The following is a 21,001-nucleotide window of genomic DNA, read 5'->3' as shown; positions in this document are numbered from 1 at the left end:
GAGAATGGAGATGCCCAACCTGATGCGTTTTTCCCTGTGTCTGTTCGCCGGCCTTCTGCTCAGTGGTTTGTGCCTGCCGGTGCTGATGCTGCTCGGCCGCTTCGACTGGATCGCCCTGCTGGTGGCCACCGGCAAGCCGATGGCGCACCTGGCGCTGTTGCTGCCGGGTGAGCTGTGGACTCAACTCACGGGTGTCGAGGACGCGGCGAACAATCCCCATGTGCGTTCCTTCCTGGAAATGTGCATGGGCGTGGCGCAACTCGGCCTGCTGCTGGCGCTGCCGATCTACCGATTGGGGAAGAAGTGATGAGTGCCTGGAGCGGACTGCGCGAGGAGCGCGAAGTGGGGAGGCGGCTGGCGCGGCGGATCGCCGGGTTGTTCGAACTGGGGCTGGAGCGGCGGGTGGTGCGGGATGAGCGGTTTCAGCGCCGGGCGGTGCGGCGCGGTTTGTGCGAGGTGAAGTTCTGGCGCGCAGGCTTCGCCCTCACCCCAACCCTCTCTCAAAGGGAGAGGGGGCTGGGCGGTGCCGGCTGGCGAGTATGGAGCAAACCGGATCGCTCAATGAGCTGCGCACCGTAGGATGGGTGGAGCGTAGCGATACCCATCCAGGGGTCAGGCAGGAACCGTGGCCTGCATCGACGGCCGCTGACTGACCTCGGCGAACCACTTCGCCAGTTGCGGGTAATCCGCGCGCCAGTCCCAGTGCGGCTGGCGGAAGTCCAGGTAACCCAGGGCGCAGCCCACACCGATGGCGGCGATATCGAAGCGCTCGGCCAGCTCGAAGTGGGCCGGACCGTCGAAGTAGGCGAGGGCGCGGACGATCTTCAGCTGCTGGTTGTCCAGCCACTGGTCCCAGTGTTTTTCCTGCGGACGCATGGCGGTTTCGTAGCGGATCAGCACGGCCGCATCGAGCACTGCGTCCGCCAGCGAGGCTAGGGTGAGACGCCGCCAGCGCGCTGCGCCTTCGCGGGGGATCAGCGGCTCGCCGGCGTGCTGCTGATCGAGGTATTCGAGGATCACCCGGCTGTCGTGCAGGGTCTGACCGTCGGCCAGACGCAGGGCTGGGATCTTGCCGGCGGGGTTGTCGTGCAGCACGCCGGCGTCCGGCGCGATGGGCGTGTGGACGGCGGCGTACAGCTCCACGGCGTCGACCTGGCCGGTCTCGTGCAGCAGGACCATGACCTTGCGCACGAAGGGCGATGCGGCGGCGTGGAACAGGACGGGACGGGTACTCATCGACAGCAACTCCTGGGGTTCGGTCATCGGTTCAATCGCGGATCAGCACCAGGCGATCGGTGCCGGATTCGGCACCCCACACTTCGCCGGGGCGGCCAAGCAGCTGGCGGACGTTGGCGTGTTCGTGATCGCTGGGGAAGGCCGTGAATTTCTCGCTCTGCGGGTCGAAGCGCAGCAGCGCATTGGCGGAAAAATCGCTCAGCCATACCTGGTCCATGGCATCGACGTAGACCGCATAAGGCTGCGGATGATCGCCCGGCAGCTTCCAGGTTTTCCACTGGTTGTCGCTGGGATCGAAGCGCGCGAGGCTCCCGGCGTTCCACTGGCTGACCCAGAGTCGCCCCACGGAATCTGCCCAGAGGCGGCGCGGGCCGCCGTCCTTGCTTGGCGCATCGAAGGGGGTGGCGCTGCCTTCGATGCCGTCGATCTGGCCGATGTAGTTGCCCGCCAGGGAGGCGTACCAGAGACCGCCATCCGGAGCCACGGCGATGCCGTACGGACCCTTGCCGCGCGGCGCCGGCCAGACCTTCAGGTCGCGGCTGTCCGGGTCGAGACGACCGTAGAAACCGTTCTGCCCGGTGAACCACAGCACGCCGTCGTCATCGAATACCGCAGTGTTGAGGTTGGCGTTGGCCGCCTCCTTGGGCAGCGGGATGACTTCCACCCCCAGGCGTTGCGCATCCACGTGGACGATGGCGTTCTGGCCGCTGTCGGTGACCCAGGCATCGCCGTTGCCATCGGCGATCACGCCGTGGGGACTGGAGCCCTTGCCCAGGCTGATCTGTTCGGTCTGCCCGGTCTGCGGATCGAGCCGGCCGAGAACGCCGAGCTTCTGCGCGGTGTACCAGACCTTGCCGTCCTCGGTGGGCGCTACATCGTGTGGGCCGGAGCCCTTGGGCAGGTCGAAGTACTTCACCTCGGCGGCATGGGCGCCGGTGGCCAGCAGCAGGCCGGTCAGGAGCAGGCCGCTCAGGGGGCGGGACAGGACGCAAAGCATGGGGCTCTCCTTGGCAGGGTCCGGATTCAGGTGAGACTGTACGCCGGTCAGTGTGGCCGACGAAACGAAGGAGAACGGCTTGTGACGACGATTTCCGTACGCGGGGCGGCCTGCCGCCAGGGTTCGCCGGTGAACGACGATGCCATCGGCTACACCGCGCAGGCGGCCTGGGTGCTGGATGGTGCGACCAGTCTCGGACAGGGCTTGGTGGGTGGCGAGAGTGACGCGCGCTGGCTGGCGCAGAGCGCCAATGCGCACCTGCAGCGCTTGCTGGAGGAGCAGCCGTATGTACCGACCGACGAGCTGCTGGCGCAATTGCAGGCGGGCATCGCTGCGGACTTCCGGCGTGACTCCGGCGTGGCCGTGAGCCTGGATCTCAACCTGCCCAGCGCTTGCCTGAGCCTGCTGCGGGTGCTGGGCGACGGCTCGCTGGAGTTGCTCAATCTCTGCGATACCTGCATCCACCTGGCCTGGAACGATGGCCGTGTCGAGAGCTTCGGCGACACGCCGCTGGAAGAGATCGATCGCCAGTCGGTGCAGCGCCTGCTGGCGCTCCGCGAGGCGAATCCGCACTGGAGCCATGCGCAGCTCTGGCAGGCCAGTCGTGAATGGGTGCGGTGCAACCGCGCGCGGGCCAACACGCCGGAAGGCTACTGGTGCCTTGACCCGAGCGAGCGCTGGATTCCCCACGTGCAACGCCGGGTGCTCGACCCTGTGGGGCTGAGGGCGTTCATGCTGGTCACCGATGGTTTCGACCGGCTGCTGGACTTCCGCCGCTACGATCTGGGCGCGTTGTTCGCGGCCTTGCCCGAGCGTGGTGTGGAGCCGCTGATCGATGAACTGCGTGCGCTGGAAAGCGCCGATGGTCAGGCGCTGGATTATCCGCGTCTGAAGATCCATGACGATGCGAGCGTGGTCTGGGGAGAGGTGACGGTGGGCATTGCGTAGGGGCGGCCCGCATTGCGCGGGCCACCGGAAGCCTGGGGCGAATAACCTGGAACCGGTTATCCGCCGTTGTGCCGGCGGATAACGCTGGCGCGTTATGCGCCCTACGAGTGCCTGTAGCGCTGCGCGGGCGTCAGAACTTGTAGTTGACGCTGGCGACCACGTTGCGACGGTCGCCGTAGTAGCAGTAGAAGCCGTCGCAGGTGGAGATGTATTCCTTGTCGAATACGTTGTTGGCATTCAGCGCGACGTTCAGGCCGTTGAGGCTGTTGTCGAGGCGGCCCAGGTCGTAGTGCACCGCGGCGTCGTAGACGGTGTAGGAACCGGTGTCGCCGTCCGATTTGTCGCGTACATAGCCCATGCTGCCGATGGCGATGTTGTGGGTCTCGCCGACGTAGCGGGTGCCGAAGCCCAGGCCGAAGCCGTCGAGCAGGCCGTCATGCCAGGTGTAGTCGGCCCACAGCGAGGCCTGATTCTCCGGGGTGAGCGGCAGCGGACGGTTCTTGTCCAGCGGGTTGGCGACCTTGGTCATCTTGCTGTTGGCATAGGTGTAGGCGGCGGTCACCTTGAGGTTCTCGGTGACGTTGCCGACGGCCTCCAGCTCGAAGCCACGGACCTGAGCTTCACCCACCGGGCGGCTGATGAAGTCGCTGCCGGTGAGGACGATGTTCTTGCGGGTCAGGTCGTAGACGGCGGCGCTGAGCATCAGGTCGGTGCCCACCGGCTGGTACTTCACGCCCAGCTCGTACTGCTTGCCGGTGCTCGGCTCGAAGGCCGCGCCGTTGGTGCCACCGGCTTCGGTCTGGAACGACTCGGCATAGGACACGTAGGGCGCCACGCCGTTGTCGAATACGTAGCTGAGCGCCGCGTTACCGCTGAAATTGCTGTCCCGGCGGGTATCGGTAGCGCCATCGGCGTTGTAGAACTTCGAACCGGTGTGGGCCCAGTCCTGGCGACCGCCGAGGGTCAGGCGCCAGTTGTCGAGGGCGATCTGGTCCTGGGCGTACAGGCCGGTATCGCGCATCTTCTGGTTGTAGTCGTTGTACGCGGTGTAGACGACGTTGCTGAAGTCCTGGCCGTAGATCGGCTTGCTGATGTTGCTGGTCGGCGCGGTACCGTACAGCCACTTGTAGTTGGTGTTGGCGCGCTGGTGGTCCAGGCCCAGCAGCAGGGTGTGCTTGAACGGGCCGGTGGAGAAGTCGGCCTGCAGGTTGTTGTCGATGGCGAACTGGCTGATGTCTTCGTCGACCACGTTGGCGCCACGGGAGAGGGTGCCGTCGTCGGCTACCGAGTAGGCGCTGCCGCCGGCGGTGATGCCCTGGAAGGACAGGTCGCTCTTGGTGTAGCGCAGGTTCTGGCGGAACTGCCAGACGTCGTTGATGCGGTGCTCGAACGCGTAACCCAGGGCGTAGTAGGTCTTGTCGTAGAACTCCCAGTCCGGATCACCGAGGTTCTCGTGGTACTTCACCTCGCCTGCCGGCGTGGACAGCTTGGTGCCCTGCAGCGGCAGGAACTGGCTGGTGATGCCGGTATCGTCGCGGTTGAACTGGGAGAGGAAGGTCAGCTTGGTGTCTTCGTCGAAGTTCCAGGTCAGGCTCGGGGCAATGTTGTAGCGCTTGTTGTCGACGTGATCGACCTGGGTGTTGCTGTCGCGCACCACACCGCTGACGCGGTAGAGCAGGTTGCCGGCATCGTCGACCTTGCCGGTGCTGTCGAAGGACATCTGCTTGTGCTCGTAGCTGCCGACCTGCAGCTGCACTTCATGGCTGCTCTCGGCTTCCGGACGGCGGCTGGTCATGTCCAGCAGGCCGCCGGGCGGGGTCTGGCCGTACAGCGAGGAGGCCGGGCCGCGCAGCAGGGCAACGCGCTCCAGGTCCCAGGTTTCCAGCTTGGGCATCACGTAGGAGCCCTTGGGCAGCGGCAGGCCGTCGAGGAACTGGGTCGGCTCGAAGCCGCGCACCTTCAGCCATTCGGCGCGGGTGTCGTTGCCGTAGCTGCTGGCGATCACGCCGGGCATGTAGCGCACTGCGTCGTCCAGGCTCTGCACGTTGCGGTCCTGCATCTGCTCGCGGGTGGCGACGGAGATGGAGCGCGGGGCTTCCAGCAGCGGGGTGTCGGTCTTGGTGCCGGCGCGGGTGCGGGTGGCGAGGTAGCCGACGGTCGGGCCGTCCGGGTCTTCCTGGGTGCCGCTGATGGTGGTGGCGGACATCGACAGGGTGTCGCTGGGCACCGGGCGCAGGCTGTAGCTGCCCGATTCGCTTTCCACCAGTTCCAGCCCGCTTCCCTGCAGCGCCTGGCGCAGTGCGCCGGCGGCATCGTAGCGACCCTGCACGGCGTGCGCGTTGCGACCCTGGGCCAGCGCCGGGTCGAGGCTCAGCGACAGGCCGGCTTCGGCGGCGATGCGGTTGAGGGTGCTGGCGAGCGGGCCGGCGGGTACCTGGTAGTCACGCACGGTTTCGGCGGCGATGGCCGACGAGGTGGCCAGCAGGATAGCGGTGACCAGCAGGCAGGGGCGGAGCGACAGTTCGAACGGGCGGCGCATTGAAAACGACTCCTGAATGAAAACGGTTCTCGATGCCTCCTTGCCGGACGAGAATTGAAAAGTGATAGGGCCGGGTGAAAATTTTTTTCGGGTATTCGCCGAGGCAGCTTTTCCCAGGAGCGGACTCCGTCCGCGACAGGTCCGTATCGCGCGGGATGCCATCGCGGGCATGGCCCGCTCCTACAGGGGATTCAGCCGCGCGGCACCACGCGGGACCACCACTGGCCGTGCTTCTCTATGCGCACCGGTAGCGTCGGTTCCAGCGAGCTGAGCGCCAGGTCGATGTTCTTCAGCGGGAAACTGCCGGTGATGCGCAGGTCCGCCAGCGCCGGGTCCAGCGCCAGGTAGCCGGGGCTGTAGCGCGCCAGCTGGTGGATCAGCTCGCCCAGGCGCACGTTGTCCACCACCAGCATGCCGTGGGTCCAGGCATCGGCGGTGACGCTGTTGGCCTCTAGCGCGCCAAATCCATCGGCGCGCACACGCACCTGCTGGCCCTGGTTGACCACGCGTTCGTCCGGCAGCTGTTCGGGGCGTGCGGCCACGGCGGACTGCAGGACGCTCAGCAAGGTGCTGTCGCCGTCGTCGCGCTCCACCAGGAAGCGCGTGCCAAGGGCACGCAGGCGGCCTTCGTCGGTTTCGACGATGAACGGACGGCTGTCGCCGTGGGCGGTCTCCACCAGGATTTCGCCGCTGAGCAGGACAATGCGCCGCTGCTCGGCGTCGAAGCGCACATCGACGGCGGTGCGGCTGTTGAGCACCAGCCGGGTGTTGTCCGGCAGGCGCAGTTCGCGCTGCTCGCCGGTGGCGGTGACGAGATCGGAGAAGGCATAGCGCACCGGCGTGTAACGGTTGCCGACGCCCAGCGCCAGTGCGCCGACCAGCAGCAACGACAAGCCGGTGCCAGCCAGGCGCCGGACTTTGCGTCGGGATTCGCCCGGCGAGCGCAGCAAGGCGTTGCGCGCTGCCTTGGGTGCGGCGCCGGCCAGGCTGCGGTCGAGCATGCCCAGCTGGCTCCAGGCACGGGCGTGTTCGCTGTGGGCCGAATGCCAGTGGGCGAAAGCTGCTTCATCGTCGGGGCGCGATTCGCCGGAGCCCAGGCGCAGCTGCCAGCTGATCGCCTCGTCCAGTACCTGCAGGGAAACCGGTCCCTTCACGTCGGCTCGCCGTAGAGCGCGACGTAGCACTGGCGCAGGCCCTGGGCGATGTACTGGCGTACGCGCGGCACGGAAACGCCCAGTTGCCCGGCGATTTCGGCGTGGCCCAGGCCGTCCAGGCGGTTGAGCAGGAAGGCGCTGCGCGCGCGGGTGGACAGCTTGCCCAGCAGGCGGTCGATCTCGCGCAGGTCGGCGAGAATCAGACAGTGGTTTTCGGCGGAGGGCTGCACCGCTTCGGGCAGGCATTTCAGTTCGTCGAGGTAGGCCTGTTCCAGCGCCACGCGGCGCCAGTGGTCCACCAGCAGGCCCTTGGCGACGGTCACCAGGAAGGCGCGCGGTTCGCGCAGGGAGGGCAGCTCGCGACGACCGAGCACGCGGACGAAGGTGTCCTGGCTCAGGTCTTCGGCGCGCTGCGGACAGCCCAGGCTGCGATTCAGCCAGGCAGTCAGCCAGTCGCGGTGATCGCGATACAAGGCGCCAACGAGTTCGCCGCTACCCATCTGGATGGCCGACAAGCTACTCCCCCAATGATCTCGAATGGGATCAAGTTAAAAAACGATAACCATTCGCAAATGATCGCAAAGTGCGGTCACGCGCGCAATTGGCACCCGTCGGCTTTTGCTGCCGGTCGCCCGCTTTTCGGCGTCGTTCTACAATCGGGCGACCCTTCTCGCGGAAAGCCTCGCCATGTCCGACCCTGTGTTGATCATCGGTTCCTTCCTCTCGCCCTATGTGCGCAAGGCGCTGGTCCTGCTGGAAATGAAGGGCGTGGACTACCGCATCGACTCCGTCGTGCCCTTCTTTGGCAACGAGGCGTTCGAGCGCCTGAGCCCGCTGCGCCAGGTGCCGGTGCTGGTGGACGGCGAACTGGTGCTGAACGACTCCTCGGTGATCTGCCAGTACCTGGAAGAGCGTTATCCACAGCCGGCGCTGTACCCGGCGGATATCGCCAAGCGCGCCCGCGCCCGCTGGATCGAGGAGTTTGCCGACAGCCGCATGGGCCAGGTGGTGATCTGGCAGCTGTTCGACCAGTTGGTGATCGGCCGCGGCGTGTGGGGCCGTGAGCCGGACGCCGCTTTGTTGGAGCAGACCTACCAGCACGACCTGCCGGCAGTATTCGATTACCTCGAGGCGCAGTTGCCGGAGAGCGGCTGGTTGTTCGGTGAGCTGTCCATCGCCGACATCAGCGTCGCCTGCTTCATGCGCAACGCGCAGTTCGCCCGCTACGAGCTGGATGCCCAGCGCTGGCCGAAACTGGCGGCCATGCTCGCCGCGGCCTTTGCGCTGCCGGCGTTCCAGAAGCTCAACCAGTTCGAACGCGCCATCGCCCGCACGCCCATCGCACAGCAGCGTGAGGCGCTGATTGCCGCGGGTGCGCCGGTCAGCGAGGTCAGCTACATGCGCGAACAGCCGGTGCGCGGGCCGATGAGCCGCAGTTGATCAGGCCTGCTGCAGGAAGCTCCAGAGTCGCTGCGCGACCGGGCCGTGGGCGCGGTCGCGCAGGCGCGCGGCGACCAGTTCCTCGCGGTGGCCGGGCAGGTGGGTTCCGCTGAGATCGCGCAGGCGACCGTCGGCCAGTTCTTCGGCAATCAGGTGGCGCGGCAGGTGGCCCCAGGCGAGGCCGTGCAGCACCAGCTCCTTCTTCATCGCCTGGTCCGGCACCGTGCATTGCGGCGCTCCCTCGAGGGCAAAGAAGTCCACGGGAGGCGAGTGCCGGGCGCTGTCTCGCATCACGCACTGGGTGAGCGAGCGCAGGTGCTCCGGGCGGATATCCGTGATGTCCGTCAGCAGCCCCGGCGCAATTACCGGGATGAAGTCCACTTGACCCAGGTCCAGCCACTCCAGGCGCGGGTCGGCCTTGTCCACGCGGTGCAGGATCAGCCCGGCCTCGCCATCGAGCAGCCGCTCCAGCGGCCCGCTGACGCTTTCGAAATACAACTGCAGCTGCGTGCGGGGTTGCGTGGCGAAGAAGCGTGCGAGCTTTTCCAGCAGGGTGGGGCGCGGGCAGAAGTCGCCGAGCACCACCCGTAGTTCGCTTTCCTCACCGGCTGCCAGGTGCGCGGCGTGGTCGCGCAGGCTGCCCAGTTCGCGCAGCAGGCCCCGGGCGCGGCGGTGGAAGGATTCGCCGGCGGCCGTCAGGGCGACGCGGTAGCCGCTGCGGTCCAGCAGCTCGAAGCCGAGCTGGCGCTCCAGGCGGGCCACGGCGGCGAAAACCGCGGGGTGGGAACGATGCAATTGCTGGGCGGCGGCCTGGAAGCCGCCGGCTTCGACCACCGCGTCGAAGCACTGCAGGTCGTGCAGGGTGAAGTCGTGCATGTCAGCTTTCCTGACAGAGAGCGTTCACTCTTTGTAATTTCTTCCAGAGTCCGCCGCAACTAGCCTCGTCTCACACCCCTTGAGGAGAGGCTGCCATGAGCCAGCTGCACTATCTGACTACCCGCGACAATGCGCGCATTGCCTATCGCCTGGACGGCCCCGCCGAGCGGCCCCTACTGGTGCTGTCCAACTCCATCGGCACCGACCTGCACCTGTGGGACGGGCAGGTTGCCGCGCTGAGCGAGCACTTCCGCGTGCTGCGCTACGACGCTCGCGGGCACGGCGCCTCCAGCGTTCCCGCTGGTCCCTATTCACTGGCGCGGTTGGGAGAAGACGTGATCGAGCTGCTCGATTCGCTCGGCGTACAGCGTGCGCATTTCCTCGGACTCTCCCTGGGCGGCTTCGTTGGCCAGTGGCTGGCGCTGAAGGCTCCGCAGCGCATCGAGCGACTGGTGCTGGCGAACACCTCCGCCTGGCTCGGGCCGCAGGAGCAATGGGACGCGCGCATCGCCGACGTACTGGCGGCGGAAGATCTGCAGGGCACTGCGGCGACCTTCCTTGCCAACTGGTTCCCGCCAGCCTGGCTGGATTCGCGGCGGCCGGAGGTGGAGCCGTTCCGCGCCACGCTGTTGGCGACCAACCGGCATGGGCTGGCCGGGTCCTTCGCTGCGGTGCAGGAAACCGATCTGCGCAGCGCCTTGCGCGATGTGCGTCTGTCCACGCTGGTGATCGCCGGGCAGTTCGACACGGTGACCGCCGCGGACCACAGCGAGCTGATTGCCCAGGCGATCCCCGGCGCGCGCCTGTTCATGCTGCCGGCGGTGCACTTGTCGAACATCGAGTTTCCCCGTGAGTTCGAAGGTGCGGTGCTGGATTTCCTGCTGGCGCCCTGAACGGACAAGGCCGCCCGAAGGCGGCCTTGTCGTTTATCCACAAGCTCGATAATCCAGGCTCAATGGTGCGCTGCATCCACCGCGATGGGCTCGCCGGAGACATCCGCGTAGCGGCGCTTGCGGTCGGCCAGGGTGTAGTGGATCAGCGCGCCGAGGCCGGCGCCGAAGAACCAGGAGAACTGCGACAGCGCATCGAACGCCGGCACCAGCGCCAGCACGATGGCGATCAGCGCGGCCGGAACGAACGCCGACACGGCGCGCAGGTTCACGCCGCCGCTGTAGTGGTAGGCCGCTTCGCGGCTTTCGCTATACAGCTCCGGCAGGTTCACCCGGCTGCGGCGTACCAGGTAGTAGTCGGTGACGATGATCCCGTACAGCGGGCCGAGCAGCGCACCCAGGCCGCCGAGGAAATACACGATCACCGCCGGACTGTTGTACAGGTGCCAGGGCAGGATCAGCACCGCGATGGTGGCGCTGAGCAGGCCGGCGCGACGGAAGTTCAGCAGGTTCGGCGCGAGGTTGGTGAGCACGTAGGCCGGGGCGACGAAGTTGGCCATGATGTTTACCGCCACGGTGACGATCAGGAAGGCCAGGCAGGCCAGCACCAGGCCGAAGGTGTTGGGGATCGCGGCGACGATCTCCGTGGGGTTCTGCACCAGCTTGCCGTCGATGCTGAACTGCGCGCCAGCCAGCACCACGGCGATCAGCGCGAAGCCCAGCATGTTCACCGGCAGGCCCCAGAAGTTGCCGACGCTGATGGTGCGTCGGTCCGGGCAGTTGCGGGTGAAGTCGCAGAAATTCAGGATCATGGTGCCGTACAGCGAGACCCACAGCGCGGCGGCGCCCAGGACTTTCAGCCACATCGCCGAGCCGGTCGGCGCGTTGCCGCTGGACCAGGAGATCGACAGACCGGCGCGCCAGTACATCCAGCCGGCGAGGCTGGCGAAGGCCACCAGGATGATCGGGCCGGCGAAGGATTCGTAGCGGCGCACCATCTCCATGCCGTAGGCGAAGATCACCAGTTGCACGCACCAGATGCCGAGGAAGGTGATCCAGCCGAGGGTCGACAGGCCGAGGATCGAGTCATGGTCGTAGGCCGCAAGGCTCGGCGCGATGGCGCTGAGCAGCACGCGCAGGACCACCGAGGCGAGGTAGGTCTGGATGCCGAACCAGGCGATGGCGATCACCGCTCGGATCAGCGCCGGCAACTGCGCGCCGTGGATGCCGAAGCTGATGCGGCACATCACCGGGTAGGGCAGGCCGGTCTTCTGGCCCATGTAACCGGACAGGTTCATCAGGGCATAGATCACCAGCGCGCCGAGGGCGAACGCGGCGAGGATCTGCGCGCCGCTCATGCCTAGCGCGAAGAGGCCGATGGCGAAGGAATAGTTGGCGATGTTGTGTACATCGTTGGTCCACAGCGCGAACAGGCTGTAGCGCCCCCAGTTGCGGCCGGCGGCCTTGGTCGGGGCCAGGTCGGCGCTGTACAGGCGCGGGCTCAGGGTCGGCGCGGCAGTTTTCGCGCAGGCCGCGCCATCGACAGGTTGGACAGGGGAAACGCCGGACAGGTGGGTAGGGCTGGAGTTCATGGGCTACTCGGTTTGTATGCACGGCTTTTTGTGATTTGTGTGCAAAGCCAATTCCATGCCAGTGCAACCGTCTGCCGCCTTCCAGATCTCGCTGGAGGTAGGTTCGAATCCCGCTTGAGCCCTTTATTGGTGCGGCCTTGATGGATGTCCAAGTGGTCAGGAAATTAAATTTCCATAGCAATCATTGACTTGGGAGTCAGGTTGGTTGCGATTCTCGGATATTCAGGGTGGGGATTTTGTACACAATAATTGTGCACATGCGTTACGTGTCCGATTCCCTGTGGTCAGAGTGCATCGCGGGAGGAGTCCACCATTGACTGGGCGTAGCGCCGGTTCCCGGATCGGCAGCCATAAAAAAACCGCCCCGGAGGGCGGTTTCTTCAACGCTTGGCGATGTTCTTACAGACCGTTCTTGGCCTTGAACTCGCGGCGGCGGCGGTGCAGGACCGGCTCGGTGTAACCGTTGGGCTGCTGGGTACCTTCGAGGACCAGTTCCAGCGCGGCCTGGAAGGCCACGTTGTCGTCGAAGTTCGGCGCCATTGCGCGGTACTGGGCGTCACCGGCGTTCTGGCGATCCACCACCGAAGCCATGCGCTTGAGGCTTTCCAGCACCTGCTCCTGGGTGACCACGCCGTGGCGCAGCCAGTTGGCCAGCAGCTGGCTGGAGATGCGCAGGGTGGCGCGGTCTTCCATCAGGCCGACGTCGTTGATGTCCGGCACCTTGGAGCAGCCGACGCCCTGGTCGATCCAGCGGACTACGTAGCCGAGGATGCCCTGGGCGTTGTTGTCCAGCTCGTTCTTGATCTCTTCCGCGCTCCAGTTGGTGTTGGCGCTAAGCGGAATGGTCAGGATGTCGTCCACCGAAGCCGGCGCGCGCTTGGCCAGTTCGGCCTGACGGGCGAACACGTCGACCTTGTGGTAGTGCAGCGCATGCAGGGTGGCGGCGGTCGGCGACGGAACCCAGGCGGTGTTAGCGCCGGCCAGCGGGTGAGCGATCTTTTGCTCGAGCATGGCGGCCATCAGGTCGGGCATGGCCCACATGCCCTTGCCGATCTGGGCCTTGCCCTGCAGGCCGGTGGCCAGGCCGACGTCGACGTTGTTGTTCTCGTAGGAACCGATCCACTTCTCGGTCTTCATGGCGCCCTTGCGCACCATGGCGCCGGCTTCCATGGAGGTGTGGATTTCGTCACCGGTGCGGTCGAGGAAGCCGGTGTTGATGAACACCACGCGCTCGGCGGCGGCCTTGATGCAGGCCTTCAGGTTGACGGTGGTGCGGCGCTCTTCGTCCATGATGCCGACTTTCAGCGTGTTGCGCGGCAGGCCCAGCAGGTCCTCGACGCGGCTGAAGATTTCGGCGGCGAAGGCGACTTCTTCCGGGCCGTGCATCTTCGGCTTCACGATGTACACGCTGCCAGTGCGGCTGTTCTTGCGGGTCGCGCTGCCGTTCAGGTTGTGAATGGCGATCAGGCTGGTGAACAGGCCGTCCTGGATACCTTCGGGCACTTCGTTGCCCTGGGCGTCGAGGATCGCCGGGTTGGTCATCAGGTGGCCAACGTTACGCACGAACAGCAGGGAGCGGCCATGCAGGCTCAGCTCGGAACCGTCGGGCCTGGTGTAGACGCGGTCGGGGTTCATGGTACGGGTGAAGGTGCTGCCGCCCTTGGAAACCTGCTCGGCGAGGTCGCCTTTCATCAGGCCCAGCCAGTTGCGGTAGACCACGACCTTGTCGTCGGCGTCGACGGCGGCCACGGAGTCTTCGCAGTCCATGATGGTGGTCAGCGCGGACTCCATCAGGACGTCTTTCACGCCAGCGGCATCGGTCTGGCCGATCGGGCTGGTCGGGTCGATCTGGATTTCGAAGTGCAGGCCGTTGTGCTTGAGCAGCACGGCCTTCGGCTTGGCGGCTTCGCCCTGGAAGGCGAGGAACTGAGCGGCGTTCTTCAGGCCGGTCTCGCTGCCGTTCTTCAGGGTCACGGCCAGTGCGCCGTTCTTCACCACGTAGGCGATGGCGTCGACGTGGGAGCCGGATTCCAGTGCGGCGGCTTCGTCGAGGAAGGCGCGGGCGAAGGCGATCACCTTGTCACCGCGGACCTTGTTGTAGCCCTTGCCCTTCTCGGCGCCGTTCTCTTCGCTGATCGCGTCGGTGCCGTACAGTGCGTCGTACAGCGAGCCCCAGCGGGCGTTGGCGGCGTTCAGGGCGAAGCGCGCGTTCATCACCGGCACTACCAGCTGCGGGCCGGCCATGCGGGCGATTTCGTCGTCGACGTTCTGCGGGCTGGCCTGGAAGTCGGCCGGCTCGGGCAGCAGGTAACCGATTTCCTGCAGGAAGGCCTTGTAGGCGACCGCATCATGCGGCTTGCCGGCGCGGGCCTGGTGCCAGCCATCGACTTTCGCCTGGATGTCATCGCGCTTGGCGAGCAGGGCCTTGTTCTTGGGGGCCAGGTCGTTGATTACGGTTTCTACGCCCGCCCAGAACTTGCCGGACTCGATGCCGGTGCCGGGAATGGCTTCGTTGTTCACGAAGTCGAAAAGGACTTTGGCGACCTGCAGGCCACCGACTTGAACGCGTTCAGTCATTGCTTGCCTCACTCTGCTCAGGACCAGCTCTGGACACAGGCAAAACGCCTTGTAGTCCGAGCCGCGGAATACTACATGATGCCGTGGGAAAAATCAGTGGGCTAGCGTCGCGGTTAGACCAAAGTACGCATATCAGTCACGTAGCAGGTCTTATGTTCGCAAATATCATCTGGATTGTTCCAGATAAATCTTAAAACTGTACACGCATTACCCGGACGGGTACCTGTGGCAGCCCGTCGCAGCCGGCTAACCTCGCCGTGCCTATACTGCTTCTTCCCTCCTGGAGAATCCCGCATGTCCGTGACGCTTGCCACCCCCACCGATCTGGATGACCTGGTTCCGCTGTTTTCCGGCTACCTCGATTTCTACGAAGTGCCCGCGCCCCACGCGAAGATTCGCGAGTTTCTCGGGGCGCGCATCGGCAGCGGGCAGTCCACGGTATTCATCGCGCGCAGCATCGATGGGTTGGCGGTAGGCTTCGTGCAGCTGTACCCGTTCTTCGCTTCCCTGGCGCTGCAGGCGTCGTGGTTGATCAGTGACCTCTATGTGCTGCCCGCTGCGCGCCGCGATGGCTATGGCGAGGCGCTGATGAACGCCGCCCGCGCCCACGGTGAAGCGACCGGCGCCTGCGGCCTGATGCTGGAGACGGCGAAGACCAACCATGCTGGCCAGTCGCTGTACGAGCGCCTGGGATACCAGCGGGACGACAAGTTCTACACCTATTGGCTGGACCTCACGGCCTAGCCCTTCGCGGAGACTGCTCATGGACCACCTCGTATTGACCGTCATCGCCCAGGACCAGCCCGGTCTGGTGGAGCGCGTGGCCAAATGCATCGCCGCCCATGGCGGCAACTGGCTGGAAAGTCGCATGTCGCGCATGGCCGGGCAGTTCGCCGGGATCCTTCGCGTGGCGGTTCCCGCCGAAGGCTATGACGAGCTGGTGGAAGGTCTGCAGGAGCTGAGCGAGCACGGCATCCGCGTGCTGCTGGCGGAAAGCGGCATCGAGCCGGCCTGCAACTGGAAGCCGATCCATCTCGACCTGGTGGGCAACGACCGCCCCGGCATCGTCCGCGATATCACCCAGCTGCTGGCCGAGCATGGCGTGAACCTGGAGAGCCTGACCACCGAGGTGCTCCCCGCGCCCATGAGTAGCGAGCCGCTGTTCCATGCCGAGGCGCTGCTGGCCGTGCCGCTGACCCTGCCGTTGGAAACCCTGCAGCAGAAGCTGGAAGAGCTGGCCGATGACTTGATGGTGGAGCTGAATTTCCACAGCGGGGAATGACCGTCCCGCTCTGATCGCAAGGCTTGTGGAAAAACCTGTGGGCTCCCTGTTGATGGATTGACAGAGGGCCCATTCTATTTGGGTTTCACGTCGATCTGTTTATCCACTTCCTGCCTCGCCGCTGTGCACAAATTGCGGGGATCGTACCGTGGGCATTCTGTTGATAAGTGGCTGTAGCCTCCTGTTTATGGGCTCTCCAGTGTATTGATCGTTTTCTGCACAAGACTGGTGCGGCGAACTGAGCGACCCGGACTTTCCAGGCGCTGTGCACAAAACCACTGGAAGAGTCTGTGGAGAAGCCGTTCATGGAACGCTGCAGGCCGCGCAGCCTATGGCTTTAACAGGGTTGTCCACTTTCTGGGCGGGCGGCGTTTTTCCATCCACACAAGGCGTGGATCAGCCTGTGGAAAAGCCGGGGGAATATCTCTGGAGGCCAGGAATAACGTGGATTACATGGAGTTGAGCAAATATTGATCATGCTGCTGTGTGCAGCCAGAGAGGATTGCACTGGAAGTGGGAGGTGAGGCGGCTTGTGGAAGAAACAGCCGTTATCCCCGCAATCGCGGGATAGAGCTGTGGACAATCTGCGGGTGACTGCCTGCAAGCCACAGTTGGTGTGGCTTGCAGGCAGTGGATCAATTAATGATCAATCCCCGCGGGCGAGGCGGTACCAGATGTCCACGCTGTAGACGACCAGGCCGGCCCAGATGCAGCAGAGGGAAATCAGGCGCGTGGTGTCCAGGTGCTCGCCAAACAGCAGGATCGCCTGCAGCAGCACCAGGGTTGGCGCCAGGTACTGCAGGAAGCCCAGTGTCGCGTAAGGCAGGTGGCGCGCGGCAGCGTTGAAGCACACCAGCGGCACCAGGGTGATCGGGCCGGCGGCAGCGAGCCAGATGGCGTCCCTGGTGGTCCAGAAGTCCGCGTGTACGCTCGGGCCATCGGCGGACAACACGAGGTAGCCGATCGCCAGTGGCAGCAGGATCCAGGTCTCTACCACCAGGCCGGGCAGGGCAGCCACCGGCGCCTGCTTGCGGATCAGCCCGTAGAAGCCGAAGGTCAGCGCCAGCGCCAGGGATACCCAGGGCAGGCTGCCCAGTTGCCACAGCTGCTGTGCCACGCCCAGCGCGGCGAGGCCGACCGCGACCCACTGCAGCGGGCGTAGGCGTTCGCGCAGGATCACCAGGCCCAGCAATACGTTGATCAGCGGATTGATGTAGTAGCCCAGGCTGGCCTCGATCATGTGGCCGTTGTTGACCGCCCAGACGTAGACCAGCCAATTGCTGGCGATCAGCAGGCCGCTGGCGGTGAGCACCGCGATGCGCTTGGGGTTCTCGCGCAGCTCGCGCCACCAGCCGGGGTGTTTCCACACCAGCAGGAGCAGGGCGCCGAACACCGCCGACCAGATGGCCCGGTGGGTGATGATTTCCAGGGCGGGGATGCGTTCGAGCAGCTTGAAGTAGATCGGGAAGAGTCCCCAGATGACGTAGGCAGTCAAGCCCAGGGCGTAGCCCCGGCGGGGGTTGGCGGTGGCCATGGAACATCCTTGGTTAGGCAGCTAATGAGTGGCTGCACAATTCTAGGGCGCTCGTGCTGGCTTGTCTGTGCCGCTTCGCTGGATGTCCCAGTGGCGCTGGCGAATGTGCGTAACGATGCCGTTACGGGGTTGTGGATAACGCCACGCCAGCGGAGTCGACCTGTAGGAGCGGGCCATGCCCGCGATCGCGCCCATGGGGCACTCCTGCAGATTGTCAGTGGGATGTCCGCGAGATTGCTGAATGAACGCGGAAATCAGAACAGCCGCAGCGGCTCCTCATCCAGCGCTGCCAGCTGCTCGCGCAGCACCAGCACCTGTTCGCCCCAGTAACGCTCGGTGCCGAACCAGGGGAAACTCGGCGGGAACGCCGGGTCGTCCCAGCGCCGCGCCAGCCACGCGCTGTAGTGCATCAGGCGCAGGGCGCGCAGGCCCTCGATCAGCGGCAGCTCGCGTGGGTCGAAGTCGTGGAACTCCTGATAACCGTCCACCAGTTCCGAGAGCTGCCCGAGGCGCTCCTGGCGCTCGCCGGCGAGCATCATCCACAGGTCCTGCACGGCCGGGCCCATGCGGCAGTCGTCGAGGTCGACGACGTGGAAGGTCTCGTCGCGGCACAGCAGGTTGCCGGGGTGGCAATCGCCGTGCATGCGGATGGGCGTGTACTTCGTTCGGGCGTAGAGGGCGTCGACCTTCTTCAGCAGGTCGCGAGCCACGGATTCGTAAGCCGGCAGCAGGCTCTTGGGAATGAAGTTGCCTTCCAGCAGGGTGGCCAGGGACTGGTGGCCGAAGTTCTGTGGCGTAAGCGCCTCGCGGTGCTCGAACGGGCGGTTGGCGCCCACGGCGTGCAGGCGGCCGAGCAACTGGCCGAGTCGATAGAGCTGGTCGAGGTTGCCCGGCTCCGGCGCGCGGCCGCCACGGCGGGGGAACAGGGTGAACCGAAAGCCTGCGTGCTCGAAGAGGGTCTTGCCTTCATGCACCAGCGGCGCCACCACCGGCACTTCGCATTCGGCCAGCTCGGCGGAGAAGGCGTGCTCCTCGAGGATCGCCTCGGTGGTCCAGCGGCCGGGTCGGTAGAACTTGGCGATCAGTGGCTCGCTGTCCTCGATGCCCACCTGGTAGACGCGGTTCTCGTAGCTGTTGAGCGCGAGTACGCGGGCGTCGCTGAGAAAACCGATGCTTTCCACCGCATCCAGCACCAGGTCGGGGGTGAGGTCGGAGAAGGGATGGGACATGGCGACGTTCCGGCAATGGTAAAGCTGCCTAGTTTACCCAGTCCGCTCTGTTTGGGTGCGCAGTCGCCTCAGTGGTCAGCGCAGTGTTTTTTCAGGTACTCGACGAAGTCCGTGGCGAGCGCCCGGCGCTCGCCCTTCACCAGGGTCAGCTTCTGCATCGTGCGGGCTTTGCACTCGAGCCTTTGCGAGGGCTTGTCGGTGTTGTGCAGCGGCGTCAGCAGCAGGTCGTAGGGCGTGCCCTGGCGGACCTGTTCGGCGAGTTCGCCTTCGCCGCCGCCGATCAGCAGGACCTTGTTGTGGGTGGCGAGCTGGTACTGGTCAACCAGTGGTTCCAGCGTCGGCATCAGTTCGGTGCTGGCGCCGACCCGCAGGACATCGGGGCCGGCCTGGCTGGCCAGGGGCAGGGAAAGCAGGAACGGCAGGGCAAGCAGGGCGAGCGAGCGGCGCATGGTGGGAGCTCCGATTGACCACGGCCCCGCCCGACCCCGGGCGGGACTCAGGCGGTTATTGGAGCGCGCCGCGCACTCGTCGGGCTTGATATGAGGCAGGGAAACCTATTTGCCGGGGCGACTACAGCGGCGTACCGAGGATCACCTGCGCCGGGGAGAACTGCGCGCGCACCGCCGAACCGGCTTGCAGGCCGAGGATTTCGATGCGCTCCGGGTCGGTCAGGGCGCAGAGCATCTGGCCGCTGGGCAGCTGGATGCGCACTTCGCTGGGGCCGTCTTCGGCTTCGCGGATGTCATCGACGTGGCCTTCCAGCGCGTTCAGGCCCTCCGGGCAGGGGATGTGCGGCAGGTCGACGTAGAGCCAGCCGGCCTTCATCAGCGCCACCACCGGCACGCCGTCGGCCAGTTCCAGCTTCTCGGTGCTTTCGCGGGTGACCCGCGCCTGGATGCGCGAGCCGCCAGGCAGTTCGATGCACACCAGGTCGTTGAGGCCGGACGGCTCCACCGAGCAGACGCGCCCGTGAAGCTGGTTGCGTGCGCTGGTGCGCATCATCAGGCGGCCGATCAGTTCCAGGTCGGCCTGGTGCTCGACGTGCTCGACAATGTGCTCGCGCAGGGCTTCCAGGCGCTGGTAGAGCGCCAGCAGGCGTTCGCCTTCGGCGGTCAGGCGCGCGCCTCCACCGCCCTTGCCGCCGACGCTGCGTTCCACCAGCGGCCGGTCGGAGAGGTTGTTCAGTTCATCGATGGCGTCCCAGGCGGTCTTGTAGCTCATCCCGGCGGCCTTGGCGGCGTGGGTGATCGAGCCGAGCTGGGCGATCTGCGCCAGCAGGGCGATGCGCTGCGGGCGGCGGGTAACGTGTTGGGTCAACAGGCTGAGGGTGGTCATGGTTTCGCGGGTACTTATTGGTATGCGACGAGGCTCCGTTGCTGGCGTGCAAAACGCAAGGGGCAGATGTCGGGAATGTGGCCGAACGGTCGTCTATTCCGGGGCCGGCGTGCGCGCCAGGCAATAGACGTCGACCCGCCGCGCACCAGCACGACGCAACAGGCGGGCGATGCGCTCGGCGGTGGCGCCGGTGGTCAGCACGTCGTCCACCAGCGCCAGGTGCAGGCCTTCGACGCTCGCGCCAGCGGCCAGGGTGAAGGCGCTGCGCAGGTTGCGCTTGCGGGCGGCGGCGTCCAGTCCTTGCTGGGCCGGGGTGTCCTGCGTGCGGCGGACCAGGCGGTTATCCACAGGCAGATGCAGCGGCGCGGCCAGCCAGTCGGCCAGCAGTTGCGCCTGGTTGAAGCCCCGTTGCCGCTCGCGCCGGCGCGACAGTGGCACGGGGATCAGCCGGTCCGGGCGCGGCAATCCTTCATCAAAGGCATGCAGCAGATGGCGTTCGAGCAACTCGCCGAGCAGACGCCCGAGCGGCGCATTGGCCTGGTGCTTGAAGCGGGTGACCAGCGCATCGACGGGGAAGCCGTAGCGCAGGGGTGTCTCGACCCGGTGAAAAGCCGGAGCGCGGCGCAAACACTGGCCGCAGGTCAGTCCGGAAGCTGGGAGGGGAAGGGCGCAGACCGCGCAGTGCCCGGCGAGCCACGGCAGGTCATCGTCGCAGCCGGTGCAGAGGGGCAGGGCGGCCTGTTCCGCCGCCCCGCCGCAAAGAAGACATTGCACGCGAGGGCGCCACCAGATGGGGCGCCATTGAGATATCCACATTCAGCCCCTCCATGGGCGGGGCGTTCAGGGGTGAGCGGGTCAGTGAATCAGCCAGCTCAATACCACCAGGCCCAGCACCGTCCAGATCAGCCCGCCGAAGATCGAGCGCCGCAGGAAGGCGCGGATGCCACTGTAGAGCAGCAGCAGGCCGATGAAGAGCAGGACGAAGCTGAAGATCGAGACGTCGATTCCCACAGCCCGCGCCAAGCCGTGGAAGAAGTCGTCCATGGCGCGCCACAGGCCGCCGAGCACGCCCGATAGCAGATCGACGATGAAGCGGATGGCCTTGCCGACCATCTGGCCAAGGCCGTCGAAGAATCCTTCTGTTCCCATCTGGGGTCTGACTCCTGAGTGTTCTGCCTGATTGGAGCGGCAATGGACCGGATCGGTTCAGCCGCAGCGGTAACGAGATCGCCGCGATTGATCAATAAATGGTCACTTGTCGACCTGTGTCGCGAGAGTGGTTGACAGCGTCACAGCTCCACATATGATGCCTTGAGCCTGATTTCCCCGGTGGCGCGCCGCCGGGGCACCCTAGACAAGAGGCGCCCCCAAG

Annotated in this window: 21 protein-coding genes; 7 read left to right on the top strand and 14 right to left on the bottom strand. The window is 65.7% G+C overall.

Annotated features, from left to right (window positions below; genetic code table 11):
• Positions 1 to 10: 10 nt before the first annotated feature.
• Both IB256_RS14770 and IB256_RS14765 read left to right on the top strand, forming a co-directional pair.
• Entirely contained in the window at positions 11 to 307 is a 297-nt protein-coding gene (locus IB256_RS14770) for a hypothetical protein (protein WP_138213057.1), read from the top strand.
• The gene (locus IB256_RS14765; protein WP_192403060.1) at positions 307 to 579 is read left to right on the top strand and encodes an ABC transporter substrate-binding protein; all 273 of its coding nucleotides are present in this window, start codon (positions 307 to 309) and stop codon (positions 577 to 579) included. Before IB256_RS14770 ends, IB256_RS14765 begins: the two co-directional genes overlap by 1 nt.
• A gap of 33 nt (positions 580 to 612) precedes the next feature.
• On the opposite strand, the gene IB256_RS14760 is transcribed toward IB256_RS14765, so the two are convergent.
• Both IB256_RS14760 and IB256_RS14755 read right to left on the bottom strand, forming a co-directional pair.
• Positions 613 to 1,242 (bottom strand): glutathione S-transferase family protein, encoded by a 630-nt coding sequence (locus tag IB256_RS14760; RefSeq protein ID WP_405307717.1) that lies wholly within the window; start codon positions 1,240 to 1,242, stop codon positions 613 to 615.
• A gap of 25 nt (positions 1,243 to 1,267) precedes the next feature.
• Positions 1,268 to 2,233 carry an SMP-30/gluconolactonase/LRE family protein gene (locus tag IB256_RS14755; RefSeq protein WP_192403056.1) on the bottom strand — a complete coding sequence of 322 codons (966 nt, stop codon included), beginning with the start codon at positions 2,231 to 2,233 and terminating at the stop codon, positions 1,268 to 1,270.
• A gap of 81 nt (positions 2,234 to 2,314) precedes the next feature.
• On the opposite strand from IB256_RS14755, the gene IB256_RS14750 reads away from it, so the two are divergent.
• Positions 2,315 to 3,181: a protein phosphatase 2C domain-containing protein gene (locus IB256_RS14750; protein ID WP_192293709.1), complete on the top strand. Its 867-nt coding sequence runs from the start codon at positions 2,315 to 2,317 to the stop codon at positions 3,179 to 3,181.
• A 130-nt stretch (positions 3,182 to 3,311) separates the two neighbouring features.
• Here the strand turns inward: IB256_RS14750 and IB256_RS14745 are convergent, their stop codons facing one another.
• The 3 genes from IB256_RS14745 to IB256_RS14735 all read right to left on the bottom strand — a co-directional run bounded on the left by IB256_RS14745 (position 3,312) and on the right by IB256_RS14735 (position 7,374).
• Positions 3,312 to 5,720: a TonB-dependent siderophore receptor gene (locus IB256_RS14745; protein ID WP_192293708.1), complete on the bottom strand. Its 2,409-nt coding sequence runs from the start codon at positions 5,718 to 5,720 to the stop codon at positions 3,312 to 3,314.
• A gap of 191 nt (positions 5,721 to 5,911) precedes the next feature.
• Positions 5,912 to 6,874: a FecR domain-containing protein gene (locus IB256_RS14740; RefSeq protein WP_192293707.1), complete on the bottom strand. Its 963-nt coding sequence runs from the start codon at positions 6,872 to 6,874 to the stop codon at positions 5,912 to 5,914.
• Positions 6,871 to 7,374, bottom strand: coding sequence for an RNA polymerase sigma factor (locus IB256_RS14735; protein ID WP_405307719.1), 504 nt, complete (start codon positions 7,372 to 7,374; stop codon positions 6,871 to 6,873). Before IB256_RS14735 ends, IB256_RS14740 begins: the two co-directional genes overlap by 4 nt.
• Positions 7,375 to 7,561: 187 nt before the next feature.
• Between IB256_RS14735 and IB256_RS14730 the strand changes: the two genes are divergently transcribed.
• Entirely contained in the window at positions 7,562 to 8,314 is a 753-nt protein-coding gene (locus tag IB256_RS14730) for a glutathione S-transferase family protein (protein ID WP_192293705.1), read from the top strand.
• Here the strand turns inward: IB256_RS14730 and IB256_RS14725 are convergent, their stop codons facing one another.
• Positions 8,315 to 9,190, bottom strand: a complete 876-nt coding sequence (locus IB256_RS14725) for a LysR family transcriptional regulator (RefSeq protein ID WP_192403054.1) — start codon at positions 9,188 to 9,190, stop codon at positions 8,315 to 8,317.
• A 95-nt stretch (positions 9,191 to 9,285) separates the two neighbouring features.
• Between IB256_RS14725 and pcaD the strand changes: the two genes are divergently transcribed.
• A complete protein-coding gene (pcaD, locus tag IB256_RS14720) occupies positions 9,286 to 10,083 on the top strand; it encodes a 3-oxoadipate enol-lactonase (RefSeq protein WP_192403052.1) in 798 nt (265 codons plus the stop codon).
• Between the two features lie 59 nt (positions 10,084 to 10,142).
• On the opposite strand, the gene IB256_RS14715 is transcribed toward pcaD, so the two are convergent.
• Complete coding sequence (locus IB256_RS14715; RefSeq protein WP_192293700.1) at positions 10,143 to 11,672, bottom strand: NCS1 family nucleobase:cation symporter-1; 1,530 nt, start codon at positions 11,670 to 11,672, stop codon at positions 10,143 to 10,145.
• A 399-nt stretch (positions 11,673 to 12,071) separates the two neighbouring features.
• Positions 12,072 to 14,249, bottom strand: coding sequence for a malate synthase G (locus IB256_RS14710; RefSeq protein WP_192403050.1), 2,178 nt, complete (start codon positions 14,247 to 14,249; stop codon positions 12,072 to 12,074).
• A 294-nt stretch (positions 14,250 to 14,543) separates the two neighbouring features.
• On the opposite strand from IB256_RS14710, the gene IB256_RS14705 reads away from it, so the two are divergent.
• On the top strand, positions 14,544 to 14,993 hold the full coding sequence (locus IB256_RS14705; protein WP_192293696.1) for a GNAT family N-acetyltransferase: 450 nt from the start codon (positions 14,544 to 14,546) through the stop codon (positions 14,991 to 14,993).
• A 19-nt stretch (positions 14,994 to 15,012) separates the two neighbouring features.
• Entirely contained in the window at positions 15,013 to 15,531 is a 519-nt protein-coding gene (locus IB256_RS14700; RefSeq protein ID WP_045212798.1) for a glycine cleavage system protein R, read from the top strand.
• A 646-nt stretch (positions 15,532 to 16,177) separates the two neighbouring features.
• Here IB256_RS14700 and rarD read toward each other — a convergent pair.
• From rarD to IB256_RS14670, 6 genes are all read right to left on the bottom strand, one after another.
• On the bottom strand, positions 16,178 to 17,065 hold the full coding sequence (gene rarD, locus IB256_RS14695) for an EamA family transporter RarD (RefSeq protein WP_192293694.1): 888 nt from the start codon (positions 17,063 to 17,065) through the stop codon (positions 16,178 to 16,180).
• A gap of 254 nt (positions 17,066 to 17,319) precedes the next feature.
• Entirely contained in the window at positions 17,320 to 18,294 is a 975-nt protein-coding gene (locus IB256_RS14690; RefSeq protein ID WP_138213042.1) for a serine/threonine protein kinase, read from the bottom strand.
• A 68-nt stretch (positions 18,295 to 18,362) separates the two neighbouring features.
• Positions 18,363 to 18,743 carry a substrate-binding domain-containing protein gene (locus IB256_RS14685; RefSeq protein WP_081519668.1) on the bottom strand — a complete coding sequence of 127 codons (381 nt, stop codon included), beginning with the start codon at positions 18,741 to 18,743 and terminating at the stop codon, positions 18,363 to 18,365.
• 121 nt (positions 18,744 to 18,864) lie between these two features.
• A complete protein-coding gene (locus tag IB256_RS14680; protein WP_138213040.1) occupies positions 18,865 to 19,629 on the bottom strand; it encodes a TOBE domain-containing protein in 765 nt (254 codons plus the stop codon).
• A 93-nt stretch (positions 19,630 to 19,722) separates the two neighbouring features.
• Positions 19,723 to 20,445, bottom strand: coding sequence for a ComF family protein (locus tag IB256_RS14675; RefSeq protein WP_192403048.1), 723 nt, complete (start codon positions 20,443 to 20,445; stop codon positions 19,723 to 19,725).
• Between the two features lie 39 nt (positions 20,446 to 20,484).
• A complete protein-coding gene (locus IB256_RS14670) occupies positions 20,485 to 20,778 on the bottom strand; it encodes a hypothetical protein (protein ID WP_081519671.1) in 294 nt (97 codons plus the stop codon).
• Positions 20,779 to 21,001: the final 223 nt, after the last annotated feature.

It is taken from the genome of Pseudomonas sp. PDM17, from assembly GCF_014851985.1.
GTDB lineage: Bacteria > Pseudomonadota > Gammaproteobacteria > Pseudomonadales > Pseudomonadaceae > Pseudomonas.
The sequence above is the reverse complement of the archived record's forward strand: the minus strand, read 5'-3'. Positions and strand labels throughout refer to the sequence as shown.

Excerpts from the sequence above, each read along its gene's own strand:
- IB256_RS14770 (WP_138213057.1), top strand. The coding sequence starts at position 11 with ATGCCCAACCTGATGCGTTTTTCCCTGTGTCTGTTCGCCGGCCTTCTG.
- IB256_RS14765 (WP_192403060.1), top strand. The coding sequence starts at position 307 with ATGAGTGCCTGGAGCGGACTGCGCGAGGAGCGCGAAGTGGGGAGGCGG.
- IB256_RS14755 (WP_192403056.1), bottom strand. The coding sequence starts at position 2,233 with ATGCTTTGCGTCCTGTCCCGCCCCCTGAGCGGCCTGCTCCTGACCGGC.
- IB256_RS14745 (WP_192293708.1), bottom strand. The coding sequence starts at position 5,720 with ATGCGCCGCCCGTTCGAACTGTCGCTCCGCCCCTGCCTGCTGGTCACC.
- IB256_RS14735 (WP_405307719.1), bottom strand. The coding sequence starts at position 7,374 with ATGGGTAGCGGCGAACTCGTTGGCGCCTTGTATCGCGATCACCGCGAC.
- IB256_RS14730 (WP_192293705.1), top strand. The coding sequence starts at position 7,562 with ATGTCCGACCCTGTGTTGATCATCGGTTCCTTCCTCTCGCCCTATGTG.
- IB256_RS14725 (WP_192403054.1), bottom strand. The coding sequence starts at position 9,190 with ATGCACGACTTCACCCTGCACGACCTGCAGTGCTTCGACGCGGTGGTC.
- pcaD (WP_192403052.1), top strand. The coding sequence starts at position 9,286 with ATGAGCCAGCTGCACTATCTGACTACCCGCGACAATGCGCGCATTGCC.
- IB256_RS14715 (WP_192293700.1), bottom strand. The coding sequence starts at position 11,672 with ATGAACTCCAGCCCTACCCACCTGTCCGGCGTTTCCCCTGTCCAACCT.
- IB256_RS14710 (WP_192403050.1), bottom strand. The coding sequence starts at position 14,249 with ATGACTGAACGCGTTCAAGTCGGTGGCCTGCAGGTCGCCAAAGTCCTT.
- IB256_RS14705 (WP_192293696.1), top strand. The coding sequence starts at position 14,544 with ATGTCCGTGACGCTTGCCACCCCCACCGATCTGGATGACCTGGTTCCG.
- IB256_RS14700 (WP_045212798.1), top strand. The coding sequence starts at position 15,013 with ATGGACCACCTCGTATTGACCGTCATCGCCCAGGACCAGCCCGGTCTG.
- rarD (WP_192293694.1), bottom strand. The coding sequence starts at position 17,065 with ATGGCCACCGCCAACCCCCGCCGGGGCTACGCCCTGGGCTTGACTGCC.
- IB256_RS14690 (WP_138213042.1), bottom strand. The coding sequence starts at position 18,294 with ATGTCCCATCCCTTCTCCGACCTCACCCCCGACCTGGTGCTGGATGCG.
- IB256_RS14685 (WP_081519668.1), bottom strand. The coding sequence starts at position 18,743 with ATGCGCCGCTCGCTCGCCCTGCTTGCCCTGCCGTTCCTGCTTTCCCTG.
- IB256_RS14680 (WP_138213040.1), bottom strand. The coding sequence starts at position 19,629 with ATGACCACCCTCAGCCTGTTGACCCAACACGTTACCCGCCGCCCGCAG.
- IB256_RS14675 (WP_192403048.1), bottom strand. The coding sequence starts at position 20,445 with ATGTGGATATCTCAATGGCGCCCCATCTGGTGGCGCCCTCGCGTGCAA.
- IB256_RS14670 (WP_081519671.1), bottom strand. The coding sequence starts at position 20,778 with ATGGGAACAGAAGGATTCTTCGACGGCCTTGGCCAGATGGTCGGCAAG.